The organism is Kitasatospora sp. NPDC048407 (assembly GCF_043200475.1).
In the GTDB taxonomy this organism is placed as follows: Bacteria; Actinomycetota; Actinomycetes; order Streptomycetales; family Streptomycetaceae; genus Kitasatospora.
The window spans coordinates 1094030-1110244 of the sequence record NZ_JBICXW010000001.1 but is presented as its reverse complement, the minus strand read 5'-3'; the positions used below and the strand labels follow the sequence as shown (position 1 = coordinate 1110244).

Annotated in this window: 13 protein-coding genes; 10 read left to right on the top strand and 3 right to left on the bottom strand. The window is 74.0% G+C overall.

Annotated elements, in window-relative coordinates; genetic code table 11:
* Window positions 1-50 precede the first annotated feature (50 nt).
* From ACGFWJ_RS05140 to ACGFWJ_RS05120, 5 genes are all read left to right on the top strand, one after another.
* The gene (locus ACGFWJ_RS05140) at window positions 51-1949 is read left to right on the top strand and encodes an amidohydrolase (RefSeq protein WP_392945374.1); all 1899 of its coding nucleotides are present in this window, start codon (window positions 51-53) and stop codon (window positions 1947-1949) included.
* 123 nt (window positions 1950-2072) lie between these two features.
* Entirely contained in the window at window positions 2073-2777 is a 705-nt protein-coding gene (locus ACGFWJ_RS05135) for a YoaK family protein (RefSeq protein WP_392945372.1), read from the top strand.
* Window positions 2778-2880: 103 nt separating this feature from the next.
* Window positions 2881-5613 carry an AAA family ATPase gene (locus tag ACGFWJ_RS05130; protein WP_392945370.1) on the top strand — a complete coding sequence of 911 codons (2733 nt, stop codon included), beginning with the start codon at window positions 2881-2883 and terminating at the stop codon, window positions 5611-5613.
* Between the two features lie 128 nt (window positions 5614-5741).
* On the top strand, window positions 5742-6668 hold the full coding sequence (locus ACGFWJ_RS05125; RefSeq protein WP_392945368.1) for a helix-turn-helix domain-containing protein: 927 nt from the start codon (window positions 5742-5744) through the stop codon (window positions 6666-6668).
* A 113-nt stretch (window positions 6669-6781) separates the two neighbouring features.
* On the top strand, window positions 6782-7315 hold the full coding sequence (locus ACGFWJ_RS05120; RefSeq protein WP_392945366.1) for a DUF2087 domain-containing protein: 534 nt from the start codon (window positions 6782-6784) through the stop codon (window positions 7313-7315).
* 188 nt (window positions 7316-7503) lie between these two features.
* Here ACGFWJ_RS05120 and ACGFWJ_RS05115 read toward each other — a convergent pair whose 3' ends face one another.
* On the bottom strand, window positions 7504-8340 hold the full coding sequence (locus ACGFWJ_RS05115; RefSeq protein ID WP_392945364.1) for a CPBP family intramembrane glutamic endopeptidase: 837 nt from the start codon (window positions 8338-8340) through the stop codon (window positions 7504-7506).
* 111 nt (window positions 8341-8451) lie between these two features.
* On the opposite strand from ACGFWJ_RS05115, the gene ACGFWJ_RS05110 reads away from it, so the two are divergent.
* From ACGFWJ_RS05110 to ACGFWJ_RS05100, 3 genes are all read left to right on the top strand, one after another.
* A complete protein-coding gene (locus ACGFWJ_RS05110) occupies window positions 8452-9693 on the top strand; it encodes a histidine kinase (protein ID WP_392945362.1) in 1242 nt (413 codons plus the stop codon).
* The gene (locus ACGFWJ_RS05105; RefSeq protein WP_392945361.1) at window positions 9681-10331 is read left to right on the top strand and encodes a LuxR C-terminal-related transcriptional regulator; all 651 of its coding nucleotides are present in this window, start codon (window positions 9681-9683) and stop codon (window positions 10329-10331) included. Before ACGFWJ_RS05110 ends, ACGFWJ_RS05105 begins: the two co-directional genes overlap by 13 nt.
* 118 nt (window positions 10332-10449) lie before the next feature.
* A complete protein-coding gene (locus tag ACGFWJ_RS05100; RefSeq protein ID WP_387635922.1) occupies window positions 10450-11172 on the top strand; it encodes an alpha/beta fold hydrolase in 723 nt (240 codons plus the stop codon).
* A gap of 7 nt (window positions 11173-11179) precedes the next feature.
* Here ACGFWJ_RS05100 and ACGFWJ_RS05095 read toward each other — a convergent pair whose 3' ends face one another.
* Together ACGFWJ_RS05095 and ACGFWJ_RS05090 are read right to left on the bottom strand one after the other, a co-directional pair.
* Window positions 11180-12826: an MFS transporter gene (locus ACGFWJ_RS05095; RefSeq protein ID WP_392945360.1), complete on the bottom strand. Its 1647-nt coding sequence runs from the start codon at window positions 12824-12826 to the stop codon at window positions 11180-11182.
* 198 nt (window positions 12827-13024) lie between these two features.
* Window positions 13025-14440, bottom strand: coding sequence for a nitrilase-related carbon-nitrogen hydrolase (locus tag ACGFWJ_RS05090; protein ID WP_392945358.1), 1416 nt, complete (start codon window positions 14438-14440; stop codon window positions 13025-13027).
* A 257-nt stretch (window positions 14441-14697) separates the two neighbouring features.
* Between ACGFWJ_RS05090 and ACGFWJ_RS05085 the strand changes: the two genes are divergently transcribed.
* Window positions 14698-14928: a hypothetical protein gene (locus tag ACGFWJ_RS05085; protein ID WP_392945357.1), complete on the top strand. Its 231-nt coding sequence runs from the start codon at window positions 14698-14700 to the stop codon at window positions 14926-14928.
* Entirely contained in the window at window positions 14925-16067 is a 1143-nt protein-coding gene (tgmC, locus tag ACGFWJ_RS05080; protein WP_392945356.1) for an ATP-grasp peptide maturase system methyltransferase, read from the top strand. Before ACGFWJ_RS05085 ends, tgmC begins: the two co-directional genes overlap by 4 nt.
* The last annotated feature ends 148 nt before the right edge of the window (window positions 16068-16215 follow it).

Sequence of the window (16215 nt, the reverse complement as noted above, 5' to 3'; positions counted from 1 at the left end):
CCCGCGCCACCACGCGCACCGCCCCCCGCACCGCCCGGAAGGGACCCGCCATGTCCACCATGCCCGTCGCCGGAATACGCCCCGGCACCCCCGCCCCCGAACAGCCCGCCGACCTGGTCGTCCGCAACGCCAAGGTGTTCACCAACGACCCGCGCCGCCCGCAGGCCACCGCGGTCGCGATCCGCGACGGCGTGATCCGGGCGGTCGGCGAGGACGCCGACATCGTCCCGCTGGTCGGCCCCGGCACCCGGGTGGTCGACGCGCTCGGCCGCCGGGTCGTCCCCGGCCTCAACGACGCGCACCTGCACGTCATCCGCGGCGGCCTCAACTACGTGATGGAACTGCGCTGGGACGGCGTCCGCTCGCTCCGCCAGGCCCTCGCCATGCTGCGCGAGCAGGCCGAGCGCACCCCCGCCGGCCAGTGGGTGCGGGTGGTCGGCGGCTGGTCCGCCGACCAGTTCGTCGAGCGCCGGCTGCCCACCCTGGCGGAGCTGAACGCCGCAGCCCCCGACACCCCCGTCTTCGTGCTGCACCTCTACCAGTCGGCGCTGCTCAACAAGGCCGCGCTGCGCGCCGCCGGCTTCACCCGGGACACCCCCGACCCGGCCGGCGGCCAGATCGTCCGCGGCCACGACGGCGAGCCCACCGGCCTGCTGATCGCCGCGCCCGGCGCCCTGCTGCTCTACTCCACCCTCGCCAAGGCGCCGATGCTCGACGAGGCCGACAAGCTCGACTCCACCAAGCACTTCCTGCGCGAGCTCAACCGCTTCGGCCTGACCTCCGCGATCGACGCCGCCGGCGGCTTCCAGGCGTTCCCCGAGAACTACGGCACCGTCATGGAACTCGCCCGCCGCGGCGAGCTCACCCTGCGCATCGCCTACCACCTGTTCCCGCAGACCGCCGGACAGGAACTCGACGACCTCAAGCGCTGGATCGACACCGTCCGCCCCGGCGAGGGCGACGAGTGGCTGCGCCTCAACGGCGCCGGCGAGAACCTCACCTGGGCCGCCGCCGACTTCGAGAACTTCACCGAACCGCGACCGCAACTCGGCGCGTACGAGAGCGAGTTCGAGAAGGCCGTCCGGATGCTGATGGAGAACGGCTGGGGCTTCCGGCTGCACGCCACCTACGACGAGACGATCCGCCGCGACCTCGCCGTCTTCGAGAAGCTCGCCGCCGAAGGCCTGTTCCCGCAGGGCAACCGCTGGCTGTTCGACCACGCCGAAACCGTCAGCGGCGAGAGCCTGGACCGGATCGCCAAGCTCGGCGGCTCGATCTCCGTGCAGAACCGGCTGTCCTTCCAGGGCGAGGCCTTCGTCAACCGCTACGGCGCCGCCAAGGCCGCCGAGGCCCCGCCGCTGCGCGCCATCCTGGACCGCGGCCTGACCGTGGCCGGCGGCACCGACGCCACCCGGGTCTCCTCCTACAACCCGTGGGTCGCGCTGCACTGGCTGGTCTCCGGCCGCGCCCTCTCCGGCCGCCGCCTCGCCGCCGAGCACAACCGCCTCGACCGCGCCCAGGCCCTGGAGCTGTTCACCCTCGGCGGCGCCCGCCTCACCGGCGAGCAGGACGTCAAGGGCCGCCTCGCCGTCGGCAGCTACGCCGACCTGGCGGTGCTCAGCGCCGACTACTTCACGGTCGAAGAGGCCGACATCGCGCACATCGAGTCCGTGCTCACCGTCGTCGGCGGCAAGATCGTGCACGCCGTCGCCGAGCACGAGGGCCTGATCGCCGAGCTGCCCGCCATCAGCCCCGAGTGGAGCCCCGTCGCCCGCTTCGGCGGCTACCAGGCCAGCCCCGCGCCCGGCCTGGCCGGCGCCCAGCAGGCCGACCGGGTGCTGGAGGCCGCCGCGTCCTCCGACGAGCAGTACGCCTGGCGGGTGGCCCGCGGCCGCGCCCTCCCTGCCTCCGGGCAGCCGGTGCTGCCGCAGGACCCCTGCTTCTTCTGACGCCCACTTCCCTCCGGGGGCATCGCCGCGCATGCTGCGGCGGTGCCCCCGCCCGCATCCCGCCCGCGTCCCGCCCGCATCCCGCCTGCATCCCGCCCGCATCCCGCCCCAGGAGGCGCCGCCGTGTCCACCCCCACACCGTCCGCACCGTCCGCACCGTCCGCACTGTCCGCACCGCCCACACCGCAGATCACCGACCGCCACCCGCTGGCGCTGGCCCTGTTCGGGCTCACCATGGCCAGCGGACTGATCGACGCCGTCAGCTACCTCGGCCTCGGCCACGTCTTCACCGCCAACATGACCGGCAACGTGGTCGTCATCGCGTTCGCCCTTGCCGGCGCACCCGGCTTCTCCGTCGCCGCCTCGGTGACCTCGCTCGGCGCGTTCCTGCTCGGCGCCGTCCTGGCCGGCCGGTTCACCACCGGCCGGCGCACCGGACGGCTGCGCACCGCACTGGCCCTGGAGGTCGCGCTGCACGGGGTGGCCGCCGCCGTGGCGTTCGCCTGGACCGTCGAGGGCTCCGTCGCCCGGTACGCGGTGATCACGCTCGGCGCGGTGGCGATGGGCATCCGCAACGGCACCGTCCGCGCCCTCGGCGTGCCCGACCTCACCACCACCGTGCTCACCCTCACCCTGACCGGCCTGGCCGCCGACTCCCGCCTCGCCGGCGGCACCGCCCCGCGCCAGCGCCGCCGCATCCTGTCCGTCGCCACCATGCTGGCCGGCGCGATCCCCGGCGCCGTCCTGGTCCTGCACGGCCAGCTCGCCTGGGCCCTGGTGGCCGGCGCGGCCCTGGCGGGCGTCACCGCGCTGCTCTACCGGGAGTGAGCCGCATCAGGGGTGATCGCCGCAGGTCAGGGGTGCCGTTCCGAGGCCGGGAGGGGTGGGGATAGCCTGGGGCGCGGGGCGACTGGCGATGGAATGAGGAACGGTGGACGGCGGGCGGCTTCCCGGCCTGATCGGCCGGCAGCGGGAGACCGAACTGCTGACGGCGGCACTGGTCCAGGCCGAGGACGGCGGGAGCGGCTCCACCGTGCTGCTGCGCGGCGTCGCCGGGGTCGGCAAGAGCACCCTGCTGGCCTGGGTGGAGCGCAAGGCCCGCGAACGCGGCTTCACCGTGCTGCGCGCCGTCGGCACCGAGGCCGAGACCGACTACGCGTTCGGCGCCCTGCACCAGGTGTTCTGGTCGCTGCTCCAGGACTCGGAGGCCCTCACCGGCCACCAGCGGGAATCCCTGGAGAGCGCGTTCGGCGTCCGCTCCGGCACCCCGAGCGGCTTCGCCGTCGGCGCCGCCGCCCTGACCCTGCTGGACGAGGCGGCCCGCACCGCCCCCGTGCTGCTGGTCCTCGACGACCTGCACTGGCTCGACTCCTCCAGTGCCGCCGTCTTCGCCTTCCTGCAGCGCCGCGCCGCCCGGCTGCCGGTGGTGATCGCGACCGGCAGCCGCCCCGGCGGCCGCTCCACGCGGATCTGGTCCGCCGAGGCCGTCGACCTCGGCGCGCTCCCGCCCGCCGACGCCGCCGCACTGCTGGACAGCTGCCGGCCCGAACTCGCCACCACCACCCGCGAGCGGGTGCTCGCCGAGGCGGCCGGCAACCCGCTCGCCCTGGTCGAGCTGCCCGCGCAGCTGGCCGCCGCCCAGCAGCGCGGCGTCGCCCCGCTGCCCGAGCTGCTGCCGCTCGGCGGCAGACTGGAACGGATCTTCGCCGAACGGCTCGGCGAACTGCCGCCCGAGGCCACCCGCCTGCTGCTGCTCGCGGCGCTCGCCAGCGGCCCCGGATCCGGCCCTCTCGTCCGCGGCGGCTGGCTGCGGGCCGACGACGGCCGGACCCTCGACGAGGCGCTGGCCCGGCTCGACGCGGCCGGCATCGCCCGGCTCGCCGAGAGCGGGGAGCTGGTGTTCCGGCACCCACTGGCCCGCACCGCCGTGGTCTCCGCCGCCTCCGACGCCGCCCGCCGCCAGGCCCACCGCGACCTCGCCGAGGCGCTCGCCCCCGACGACCCGCGCCGCCTCGCCCACGAGTCCGCCGCCGCACTGCTGCCCGACGACGCCCTCGCACGCCGCCTGGAGACGGCCGGTCACGACCTCGCCGCGCGCGGCGGCGACGCGGAGGGCGCGCTGCTGCTGGAACGCGCCGCCGTGCTCAGCACCGACTCCCACGACCGCGCCCGCCGCACCGGCTGGGCCGCCGTGATGGCCGCCCGCGGCGGGCAGCTGCGGCACACCGCCGCGCTGGTACGGGAGTTGACCGTCAGCACGGTGCCCGCCGACATCGCCCCGCTGCTCGCGTACGCGGTGGTCTACGCCGACCAGAGCCACCACGTCGACTTCGAGTCCTCCGCCGCGCTGCTGCCCGCCGCCCTCGACGCGCTGACCGCGCCCGGCGCCGACACCTTCGGCGGCCTGCTCGAACAGATCTGGTTCAAGCTGCTGCTGGCCGCCGCCTACACCGACGACCCGTGGGCCTGGCGGGCACTGCGACGGCACCGCGCACAGGTCTCCGAGGCTGGCCGGCTCTGCCTGAAGGCCTGGACCGACCCCGGCCCGGGCACCGCCGACTCCCTGCTCGCGTTGGCCCGCGACCTGCCCGCCGAGAGGGAGGCCGGCGTCGCCTGGCTGCTGCTGTGGACGGCCTGCGCGCTCGACTCCGCCGAGGGCGAGGTGTGGCAGCGCTTCGCCGGGCAGCACGGGTACGCCACCCACGGCTCGGTCGCCAAGGCCAAGGCCCACCAGGACTTCCTGCTCGGCCGCTGGGACCAGGCATCGCTGTGCCGGCGCGAGGCCGAGATCGCCGACGAACTCGGCTACCACACCAACGCGTTGATGTTCCGCCAGTTCCTCGCGCACTTCCTGGCCGGACGCGGCGACGAGGCCGGCCTGCGGGAGATCGACGACGCGATCCGGCCGATCGCCACCCGGGCCCGGATGCGGTACGTGCTGGACCGGCTGACCCACCTGCGGGCCCTGGTCGCGTTCGCCCACCGCCGCCCCCACGAGGCGTACCTGCACCTGCGCGAACTCGCCCCGCCCGGGCAGCCGGTCGCCGGGCCGCCCTGGCGGCACGCGCTGGTCTTCGACCTGGTCGCCGCCGCGGTGCTCACCGGCCGCCGCGACGAGGCGCTGGCGCACCTCGCGGCGGCGCGCGCGGCCGGCACCGCGGCGATCTCCGACCGGCACGCCCTGCTGTTCGCCGCCGCCACCGCGCTGGCCGCCGACGACGAGCAGGCCGAGGACGCCTACCGGGCGGCGTTCGCCGTCCCCGGCGCCGAGCAGTGGGTGTTCGACCTGGCCCGGCTGCGGCTCGCGCACGGCGCGTGGCTGCGCCGCCGCCACCGGCCCGGCGCCCGGGAGGCGCTGCGCGCCGCGCACCTCGACTTCGGCCGCCTGCGGGCGCTGCCCTGGGCCCGCTGGTGCGAGGACGAACTGCGGGCCGCGGGCGACCCGGTGGCGGTGCCCGCCGGCGCGCCGCCCGGGGACGCGACCGAGCTGACCTGGCAGGAGCTGCGGATCGCCCGGCTGGCCGCGACCGGCCTGACCAACAAGGCGATCGGTTGCCAGCTGCAACTGTCGCCGCGCACCGTCGGGACGCACCTGTACAAGGTCTTCCCGAAGCTCGGCATCACCTCACGGGCCGCGCTGGCCCACGCGCTCGACCAGCGCTGACTGTTCTCTCCGTGCACAGAGAGCGGACTCACAGCGCACAGGCACACTCGGTCAGTCAGATGACTTAAGCCGTCGCTCGGGTCGCGGAGCAGGCTCGCAGCAGGACCTCGGTGGAAGGAGGCAGTCGGATGACAGGGTGGATGGCGAACGGGTGCGTGCCCGGCGCGACGTGGCCGTGGCCGCCGGCCGCGACCGACCCGGCGTTCGCGGGGGCGTCGCCGGGCGAGCGGGCGATGCTGTCCCGGCTCGGCTACCTGCGGGTCGCGACGCTGGAGACGGCCGTGGCGCTGCCGCCCCGCCTCGCGGGCCGGTACGCCTGGGGCGGGCAGGAGCCGATGGTCGGCATCGGGCTGCAACTGGCCGGCGAGTGCATGATCACCCAGGACGGGCAGCGGACGGTGCTGGGCCAGGGCGAGTTCGTCCTGTACGACACCGCGCGGGCGTACGTCATCGAGTACCCGAAGCCGTCCCGCGCCCACCTGTTCCACCTGCCGCGCCGGCTGCTCGGCGTCCCCGAGAGCGAACTGCGCCAGGTGACGGGCACCCCGGTGACCGCCGACGACGGGTTCGGGTCGGTGCTGCTGCCGTTCCTGCGGACGCTGGGCGACTCCGCGCCCTCCTACACCACGCCGGTCGCCGACCGGCTGGCCGGCAGCGTCGCCGACCTGGTGGGCACGATGGTCGCCCAACTGTCCGCGACGCGGGCCACCGACGACGCCCGCTCCTCCAACGGGCAGCTGGTCCGGCGGATCCGGGAACACATCGCGCGCAACCTCGGCGACCCCGGCCTGTCGCCGGAGACGATCGCCCGGGCCCACCACATCTCGCTGCGCTACCTGCACCGACTCTTCGAGGGCGAGGGAGTGACGGTGAGCCGGCTCATCCTGCGGTCCCGGCTGGACGCCTCCGCCCGGGAACTCTCCCGTCCCGGCCCGCCGGTGGCGGCGGTCGCGCAGCGCTGGGGGTTCGTCAGCCCCGCGCACTTCAGCCGCGCCTTCCGGACGGCCTTCGGCGTCTCGCCCCGGGAGTGGCGCGCCCAGCGCACCGGGGGCTGACCGGCCGGGGCGACATTAATCGGTTCGGCGCCGAACTCGGCTGCGGGTACGGTGAGTTGCGGCCGTTGTTTCCGGCCGGGACCACGCAGCTCCGGAGAGGACGCGTTCCCCGCATGACACCCGACCAACTCGCCATCCAGCTCGCCGACCCGATCCAGCGCCGGGTGTTCGCGGCGGTCGCCCTGGGCGCGACGACCTCCACCGAGATCCTCACGACCTCGGCCCTCACCGCCCCCGACGCCGCCCCGGCCATCGGCCGACTCGTCCGGGCCGGCCTGCTCGTCCAGGGCCGCGGCACCGTCGCCCTCAACGAGGACGCCCTCACCACCGCCGCCGACACCGCCACCCGCCGCCTCGCCGACGAGGCGGCCAGTGACCAGCCCGACCCGAGGCTGCGCGGCCACATCCGCGGCGGCACCCTGGTCGACCTCCCCGAGGAGGACCCCGACGCCCGCCGCGCCGTCCTCGGACACCTCGCCGCGACCACCTTCGCGCCCGGCGACGAGTACGACGAGCGAACGGTCACCAACCGCCTCCACCCCTGGTGCGAGGACGGCCCCTTGGACGCCGTCTCGCTGCGGCGCGCCCTCGTCGACGCCGGCCTGCTGACCCGCGAGTCCGGCCGCTACCGGCTGACCGCCGGCTGAGGGCACACGTCCCGCCCGGGGCTGCTCGGTTCGGCTCGGATCAGCCGGTTCTGGGCTTCCCCAGCGAAGCGTGGGGTGCCTTCGTGGCCGCCGCAGCCGCTGGGCGCTTCGGCGAAGTCCGAGCCCGTACCGACCGGCCCGGAGACCCCACTGCCCAGCCGGGCGGCGGGGTCTCGGCATGCTGCGGTCTATGCCTCCGTGCGACGGCGGTGGGCCAGCCAGGCCCCCAGCACCGCCAGGGTGGTTGCGGGCCAGGTCGTGATGCTCAGGGGGCCGGCGAGCAGGGGGTCGACGAGGCGGGCCGAGATCTCGTGGGTCAGGGGGAGGGCGAACTCGTTGAGGGAGATGTGCGTGGCGACGGCCGCCCAGACCGAGCCGGTGGCGAGGCGGACGGTGGCGATCACGGTGCCGAGCAGCATGGCGGTCACTACGGCGGCGGGTATGCCGAGCAGGACGGAGTGGCCGGGGTAGCTGCCGCCGAGGGCGGTCATCGGGACGTGCCAGGCGCCCCAGATCGCGCCGCCGATCAGCAGGCCGCGCGTTCGGCCGTAACGGAGCAGGCGGGGCAACAGGTAGCCCTGCCAGCCGAGTTCCTCGCCGAAGTACAGGGGGACGGACACCAGTGCGCTCAGCGCGAGCGGGGTGAGGGTGGCGGGGCCGGGCAGGTGGGCGGGGGAGTACCAGCCCGCGAGGGTCGACAGGGTCAGGCCGGCGGCGGTGAGGCCGAGGGGGATCGTCAACGCGACTGCTACGGAGCGGAGTTCGTGGCGCCAGGGGGTGGCGCGAGTGAGTCCGAGGAGCCGGGCGGCCGCGCGCGGGCCGTGGCGGCGGGCGGTGAGGCCGAAGGCGGTCAGGGCCGGGACCAGCATCATGAGGATCATGCACAGTGCCGCGAGCGGTGGCGTGCCCTGTGCGGCGCTGGTCCGGCGGAGGCCGTCGAGCCAGAGCGGGACCATGGCGAGCCATGCCCCGGCGAAGCTGATGGCGAGAAAGGGAAGGAGGCCGGAGGGCGGGGTCGGTTTCATGGCAGGGACGCTATGAACCGGGTGGTGGCCGGGGCGATCGTGCAGGCTCGTCGATCGATGGTGTAGCAGGCACCACTGTGCCGGGAGGGCCGGACGGGAAGACTGGCCGCCGTGAACACGTTGTCGAAAACGCTTGCGGTGGCCGGTCGTTCGGCGCGGGCCGCCGGGTACTGCGCGGCCAGCTTCGGCTGCGGGCTGGCGCTGATCGTGCTGGTGCCCGTGCTGGTCTACTCGTCCGTGCTGTGCCTGGTCGGGCTGGGTCTGCTGGTCCTGCCGTACGAGTTGCGGCTGCTGCGCCGGCTGGCCGACGTCGAGCGCGACCGGCTGGGGCGGTGGGTGGCGCCGGTGGCGAGGGCCGGGGTGCACGGGCGGCGGCGGCTGATGGTGATGCTGTCGGATCCGGCGACCGGCCGGGATCTGCGCTGGGCACCCGGGACGATGGTGGCCGGGACGGTGCTCGGGCTGCTCGGGGTGGCGCTGTTCCTGTTTCCGGTGGCGGTGTTGGTGCTGGCCGGGCTGTGGTGGCTGTTCCCGGCGGGGGAGCCGATCAGGCTGATTCTGGATGCTCCGATCGACAGTTGGGGATCCGCGATCTGTGTCGGCGTGCCGCAGCTCCTGCTGGCCGTGCTGCTGGCGCTGTTCGGCCCGCCGCTGGTGGCGGGGGCGACGGCGTCCGTGAGCCGGTGGCTGCTCGCCCCCTCGGCGGCCGAGGCTCTCGCGGAACGGGTGGCGACGCTGGACCGGACGCGTACCGGCGCGATCGACGCGCACGGCAGCGAGCTGCGCCGGATCGAGCGCGACCTGCACGACGGCACCCAGGCCCGGCTGGTGAACCTGGCCATGCAACTCGGGCTGGCGGAAAGGACGTTCGGCATCGACCCGGCGGCGGTGGGCCCGCTGCTGACCAGGGCGCGGGAGGGTGCGGAGGAGGCGATGGCCGAACTGCGCGACGTGCTGCGCTCCGTCTACCCGCCGATCCTCGCCGACCGGGGCCTGGCCGGCGCGGTCGCGGCGGTGGTCGCCCGTTGCGCCGTCCCGGCCACCCTCGACGTGGGCGAACTGGGCGACGTACCGGCGCGGATCGAGGTCGCCGTGTACTTCGCCGTCACCGAGGCGCTCACCAACGCGGCCAAGCACAGCCGGGCCGAGTCCGTGTCGGTCACCCTGACCAGAACGCGCGCGGCCGTCCGCGCGGAGGTCGTCGACGACGGCCGGGGCGGGGCCGCCGAGGGTGGCGGCACCGGGCTGCGCGGGATGCGGCAGCGGGTGGAGGCGGTGGACGGCGCGCTGCGGGTGCAGAGCCCGCCCGGCGGGCCGACCGTGATCACCGTGGAGTGCCCGTGCGCATCCTGATCGCCGAGGACAACGCGCTGCTCGCGCAAGGCCTTTCCGCGCTGCTGGGTGCCCTCGGCAACGAGGTGATCGGCACGGTCGGGGACGGCGATTCCTTCGTCGCGGCCGCCGTCGCCCACCGGCCGGACGTGGCCGTGGTGGACGTCCGCCTCCCGCCGAGCTTCACCGACGAGGGCATCCGGGCTGCTCTGCAGGCCAGGGAACAGGTGCCCGGTCTGCCGATCCTGGTGCTCTCCCAGTACGTCGAGGACACCTACGCCCGGGAGTTGCTCGCCGACGGCACCGGTGTCGGCTACCTGCTCAAGGACCGGGTCGCCCGGGTGGACGACTTCCTGGAGGCCCTGCACCGGGTGGCCGCGGGCGGCACCGCGCTGGACCCGGACGTCGTCCGGCAACTGTTCGCGACACACGGCAACCCGCTGTCCCGGCTCACCGAACGCGAACACGAGGTGCTCGCGATGATGGCCCAGGGGTACGGGAACTCCGAGATCGCCGACCGCCTGGTGGTCACCGAGCGGGCCGTGCACAAGCACGTCGGGAACGTCTTCGGGAAGCTGGACCTCCCGCCGGAGGACAGCGGAGACCGCCGCGTCCTCGCCGTCCTCACCTACCTCGGCGCCCCCCGGCGGCCGGGGTAGGGCGTGGGTGGGCCGGACGGCGTGCGCTGGCGGAACAAGCGCGGCGGGCGCGGATTCCTAACCTGGGCCCTTCCCCTACGGGGGACGTCAACTGCCCACCGATTCCTAGGACTTCGTCATGACCGAGAACACCACCCCTACCGTCGTGCTGGTGCACGGCGCCTTCGCGGACGCCTCCAGCTTCGCCCGGCTGATCCCCGAACTGCTCGCCGACGGCCTGAACGTGGTGGCACCCGCCGGGCCCAACCGCAGCCTGACCGGGGACGCCGCCTACCTGGCGTCCGTGGTGCGGCAGATCCCGGGGCCGGTGGTGCTGGTCGGGCACTCCTACGGTGGCGCGGTGATCACCGTCGCGGGGGCCGAGGAGAACGTCAAGGCGCTGGTGTACCTCGCGGGTTACGCGCTGGAGGAGGGCGAGAGCCTGGGTGAGCTGCAGGGCCGTTTCCCGGCCTCCGAGCTGGCCGAGGCGCTGGTGTACACGCCGTTCCCGCTGGACGGCGGCGGCGAGGGCACCGATGTCTCGGTGCAGGTGGACCGGCTGCCGGAGATCTTCGCCGCGGACGTGGACCCGGCGCTGGCCCGGGTGCTCGCCGTCTCCCAACGGCCGCTGGCCGCCGCCGCGTTCGGCGAGAGTGCGCCGAACGCGGCGTGGCGGACCAAGCCGTCCTGGGGGATCGTCGCCGCCGCCGACCGGACCATCAACCCGGAGGTCGAACGGTTCGGCTACCGGCGGGCCGGGATGACCACCGTCGAGCTCGACACCTCGCACCTGATGATGCTCTCGCAGCCCGCGCAGGTCGCCGAGGTGATCCGCGAGGCCGTCCGGTCCGTCACCGGCTGACCGTGCGTCACAGCGCCGCCCGGGCGGTGATGGCGTGGGTCACCACCGGCTCGCCCGTCACCAGCGCCCGGGCGGTGCGTTCGAAGGCGTGGTCGACGCCGGTCCAGCGTTCGTGGTGCTGCGCGCAGTGCTCCGCCCAGGAGGCCACCGTGAACACCTCGACGAACTTGGTGGGTTCGGCCCCGTCCTGGTACAGGCCCCAGCTGACCGCACCCGTTCGCCGCCGGGACGCCTCGACCTCGTCCATCGCCCGGACGAACGCCTCCGCGCCGCCGTCCGCCACCCGGTACTCGACCGAGACCAGCACCGGCCCGTCGGCCGCGGCGGGCTCGACCGTCAGCCGCGGCTCCGGCCAGCTGTCGGACAGCGACGGGTCCACCTCGGCGTCCAGCAGCGGGAGTTGACGCAGGGAGAGGGCGCCCAGGGCCAACAGCGCGGCCGGGACGGTCAGCGCGACCAACAGGCCCGCGTGCTGGGCGAGTTGGCCCCACACCAGGGCGCCCAGCGCGTTGCCGCCCTGGAAGACCAGCAGGTAGAAGGCGACCGCGCGGGCCCGCACCCAGTTCGGCAACTCCAGTTGCAGGGCGGCGCTCAGGGTGGACAGACCCCAGATCCAGGCCGCGCCCGCCCACACCAGCGCCAGGCTCACCAGCACGGCGTTCCCGGCCAGCGCCACCACCAGCAGCGCACCCGCCGTCAGCAGCCCCGACAGCGCCAGCACACCGTTGCCGCGCAGCCGGGCACTCAGCTGCGGCAGCACACCCGCACCCGCCACCGCACCCACCCCGACGGCCGCCAGCAGCAGGCCGTACCCGGACGAGCCGAGGCCGAGGCGCTGCACCGCCACCACCGGCAGCAGCGCCCACAGCGCCGCCGCGCCGGGCACGAACAGCGCGCAGCGCAGCAGGATCCGCCGCACCCCCGGCGCCCGCCGGACGTACCGCCCGCCGGCCCGCAGCGCCGCCAGCGCCTGCTCGCGCTGCCGCTCGCGGACGGGCGCCTGCTCGTCCGGGAAGCGCCGCAGCAGGACCACCAGAATGCCCAGGAACGACAGCGCGTTGAGAGCGAACGTCCAGCCCACGCCGGCCGCCGCGACCAGCAGGCCGCCCAGCGCGGGGCCGACCGCGCGGGCCACGTTCATGTTCACCGCGCCCAGCGCCGACGCCTGCCGCAACTGCTCACGCGGCACCAGACTGGGCTGCACCGCCTGCCAGGCCGGGCCGTTCAGCGCGGAGAGGCAGCCGAGCAGGAAGGTCAGCAGCAGCAACTGCCACGGCCCGAGCACCCCCAGCAGCGCCAACACCGCCAGGACGGTGGCGACCGCCGCCATCGCCGCCTGGCCCACCAGCAGCAGCCGGCGGCGGTCCACCAGGTCCGCGAGGGCGCCGGCCGGCAGCGCGAGCAGCAGCACCGGCAGGCCCGACGCGACCTGCACCAGCGACACCAACCCCGCGCCGTGCCCGACCAGCAGCCACTGCGCGCCGACGGTCTGCATCCAGCCGCCCACGTTCGAGACGAACTGGGCGATCCAGAGGGCGCGGAAAACCTTCTCCCCGAACGGCGCCCAGGCGGACTCCTCGCTCGTACTGCGTCTCATCTGCACCAGGCCCTCGGCTCGTCGGGTGGCGGGCGCGCCCGGCTCGGGGCGGCCCATGGAGCCGCCGAGGCTAGTTCGGGTGCTCGCGTCCGGCTGTCCGCTGCGTGCCCCGGCGGTGGTCCGAGACCGCACAGCCGCTGTTCAGCGCACAGCCGCTGTGTGGTCCCCCGGTCGCCCTCCACCAGCACCCGGTTCGGGGCCGGCGACCAGAGCAACTATGGCCCTCCGGACGCACACCCCGCCGGAGTGGTCGCTTCAGGCGCGACGGCGGGTCAACGCGGTGACGGCCAGGGTGGCGACGGCGGCCAGGCAGAGCCAGGCGAAGGTGTCGCCGATCCGGGCGTACACGGTGGTCGCGCCGTGGACCGGGAGCTGGGCGACCACCGTCTGCTGATCGGAGCTGAACCAGTCGGCCGTGGCCAGGACGCGGCCCCGGCTGTCGAACGCGGTCGAGACGCCCGACTCGTCCTGGCGGACCAGGGCATAGCCGTTCTCGACCGCCCGCAGCGCGGCCTTCTTCGTGTGTGCGCCGCCGTACTCCCGCCAGTCGTGCGAGGGCACCAGCATCAGATCCGCGCGGACCCGCATCAGCGCCGGATAGTCGGCGTCGTAGCAGATCACATCGGCGATCCGCCCGTACGGGGTGTCGGCGACCGGCACCCGGCCGTCACCCGGCGCGAACCGCTCGGAGCCCGGGATGGGGTGCGCCTTCTGATACGTCCACAGCACCGCGCCGGACGGGTCGATCAGCAGCGCCTCGTCCCGGTCGTGGGCGGAGCCGGCCGTGCTGTCCACCCGCAGCCCGAACTCCAGGTAGACGCCCGACTGCCGGGCCGCGTCCTGCGCGGCGGCGATCACCGCGTCCGCGTGCGCCTCCTGCGTCCGGACGGCCTCCTCGGGCCAGACCACGATCTTCGCGCCCGCGGCGGCCTCCCGGCGGGTCGAGGCCAGCAGGTCGTTCTCGACGGCGTCCGTGATCGGCGCTGTCGTGGCAGCGGGCGCTTCCCTGAACTGGACGTTCTCGCCCGCGAGTTGCTCGAACGCGGCCCGCTTGGCCTCCGTCACCGCCCGGCTCGGACTCACCCCCGCCACCCGCACCGTCGCCCCGCCCCCCGGGTCGGTCGCCAGCCGCGCGCCACCGGCCAGCAGCACCGCCACCAGCGCCGACCCGCACACCACACCGCTGCGCCACGACGGCCACCGACGGACTCGCAGGACGGTGGACGCGAACCACCCGACCAGGAAACCGACCCCGTACGGGCCGGTCACCGAAACCACCTGCAACAACGGCAAGTTGTCGTACTGCGTGACCGCCAGCGAACCGTACGCCGTGCCGAACGGCGACAACACCGTGATCAGGAACTCGCCCGCCGCCAACCCGGCCGGAAACACCAACGCCGCCTTCCACGGCCGCAACCGCCCGACCAGCAGCCGGTCCGCCACGAACGGCACCGTCTGAATCGCCGCCAACCCCGCCGCCCCCGCCACCACCACCGGATTGAACCCGATCGCCGACTCCCACACCCAGAACACCGCCGCCCCGACATGCGCCAGCCACATCCACAACGCCCCCCACCACACCCCGGACCGCCGCGAGAACGCCAGCAACAACACCGGAAACACCCAGGCCAGCGCGGCAACGTCCCACCGCCCACCGACCGCGAACAGCATCGCCGCAGTACCGGACAGAAGAAGCGCGGGGCGGCTGCGCCACCACGAACGAACGGATATTTCAGAGGAGTTGGAGGTCATGGAAACGACGCTAGGCACCCGACCCACCCCGCCGCCTCGGCCGCGACGCCGAGACTGCGGGCCACCGCGCAACTATCGATGCCCGCCTGCCGGAGGACCCCCAAATTGGGGGGGCAGGGTGGGGCGGGGTCCGTATCGACAGCCCCGATCTCGACTGGCGCCACCGGCAAGACCTGATGACGTGCACGCCGGTCGAGATCCCCGAACCAGTTGCACGTTCGATCGCCGCTTACCTCGGCGAACTTCGTTTGATCTACGGCGCGTTCGACTTCGCTGTGACCGACGATGGCTCCTGGTACTTCCTTGAGTGCAACGCAAACGGGCAATGGGCATGGCAGCCGGCGGAGACCACCGCAGGAATCGCCAGAGCCATCGCCGACCAGCTGGAGAAGGGCCCCGACACGTGAGCACATCGGCCGAACTGCATGCCGCCCTGGTGGAACAGCTCACCCAGGACGGAACACTCACCGAACCCGAGTGGCGTGCCGCCGCCGAGGGCGTACCCCGGGAACTGTTCGTCGGGTCGTTCTTCCTGCCGGTCCCCGGAAGCAACCCGACCGCCTGCCGGCCCGTACACAGGGGCGAGCCGGGGTGGCTCGAACGGGTCTACTCGAACGAAACGCTTGTCACCCAACTCGACGGTCATATCCGGCCCGAGGACGTGACCGAGGGCACCGTGACCGGTTCCCCGTCCTCATCGTCCACCCTGCCGTCACTGGTGCTGACCATGTGGCAGCAACTCGGCGCCGAGACCGGGCACCGCGTGCTGGAGATCGGCACCGGAACCGGACTCTCCACCGCCTACGGCGCGAACCGCCTCGGGGACGCCAATCTCACCAGCATCGAATACGACCCGGCGGTGGGCGCGAGGGCCGCCGCTTCGCTCAAGGCGGCCGGGTACGCGCCTCGGCTGATCATTGGTGACGGGCTGCTCGGTGACCCGGAGGGGGGCGAGTACGACCGGCTGATTGCCACCTGTTCAGTCCGCCACATCCCCCAACCGTGGCTCTACCAGGTGAAGCCCGGCGGTCGAATCCTGGTCACCCTCTCCGGCTGGTCATTCGCGTTCGGCCTCGCCCTGCTGACCGTGACCGGCCCCGGTGAGGCCACGGGCCGGTTTCTGCCCGGATACGTCAGCTTCATGATTGCCCGACCGCATGACCGGCCACCCCGACAGAGTCTCGAGCTACTGCCTGGGGACGAACGACCGACCCGGATCAACCCCGAGATCATCAGCACGTGGACCGGCGGTTGGGTCGCCCAACTCGCGGCTCCCTCGGCCGAACGCATGGGGGCTGGTGAGCAACAGATCCTCTCGGACGTGGCCACCGGATCGCAGGCCCGGACCATGCCCAACCCTGACGGGGGGTGGACCGTGGTTCAGCGCGGGCCGCTCCGATTGTGGGATCAGGTGGAGAGTGCCGTCGAAGCCTGGCAGGCCGCCAACTCGCCCCACCAGGAACGGTTCGGAATCACGGTTTCGGCCGCCGGTCAGCGCGTGTGGCTCGGCGCCGAGGACGGCCCCGGGTGGGACCTGCCGATCTGACGCACGCGGGCGGTGTGGGCCGGTTCGCGTGCGTCGTGCCGTTCCGCACGCGTTCGTTGAGCGTGGGTGTCCGGACGGATGGGCTGCCGGTCCCAGGCGCGCGGGGCCGACTGTCCCCCAACTGTTCACAGCTCTCCCGCTATATCAG

What these genes read in the sequence shown, in the direction of transcription:
- ACGFWJ_RS05085 (WP_392945357.1), top strand. Translation starts at nt 14,698, where the DNA reads ATGACGTGCACGCCGGTCGAGATCCCCGAACCAGTTGCACGTTCGATC.
- ACGFWJ_RS05125 (WP_392945368.1), top strand. Translation starts at nt 5,742, where the DNA reads ATGACAGGGTGGATGGCGAACGGGTGCGTGCCCGGCGCGACGTGGCCG.
- ACGFWJ_RS05115 (WP_392945364.1), bottom strand. Translation starts at nt 8,340, where the DNA reads ATGAAACCGACCCCGCCCTCCGGCCTCCTTCCCTTTCTCGCCATCAGC.
- ACGFWJ_RS05090 (WP_392945358.1), bottom strand. Translation starts at nt 14,440, where the DNA reads ATGCTGTTCGCGGTCGGTGGGCGGTGGGACGTTGCCGCGCTGGCCTGG.
- ACGFWJ_RS05100 (WP_387635922.1), top strand. Translation starts at nt 10,450, where the DNA reads ATGACCGAGAACACCACCCCTACCGTCGTGCTGGTGCACGGCGCCTTC.
- ACGFWJ_RS05120 (WP_392945366.1), top strand. Translation starts at nt 6,782, where the DNA reads ATGACACCCGACCAACTCGCCATCCAGCTCGCCGACCCGATCCAGCGC.
- ACGFWJ_RS05095 (WP_392945360.1), bottom strand. Translation starts at nt 12,826, where the DNA reads ATGGGCCGCCCCGAGCCGGGCGCGCCCGCCACCCGACGAGCCGAGGGC.
- ACGFWJ_RS05140 (WP_392945374.1), top strand. Translation starts at nt 51, where the DNA reads ATGTCCACCATGCCCGTCGCCGGAATACGCCCCGGCACCCCCGCCCCC.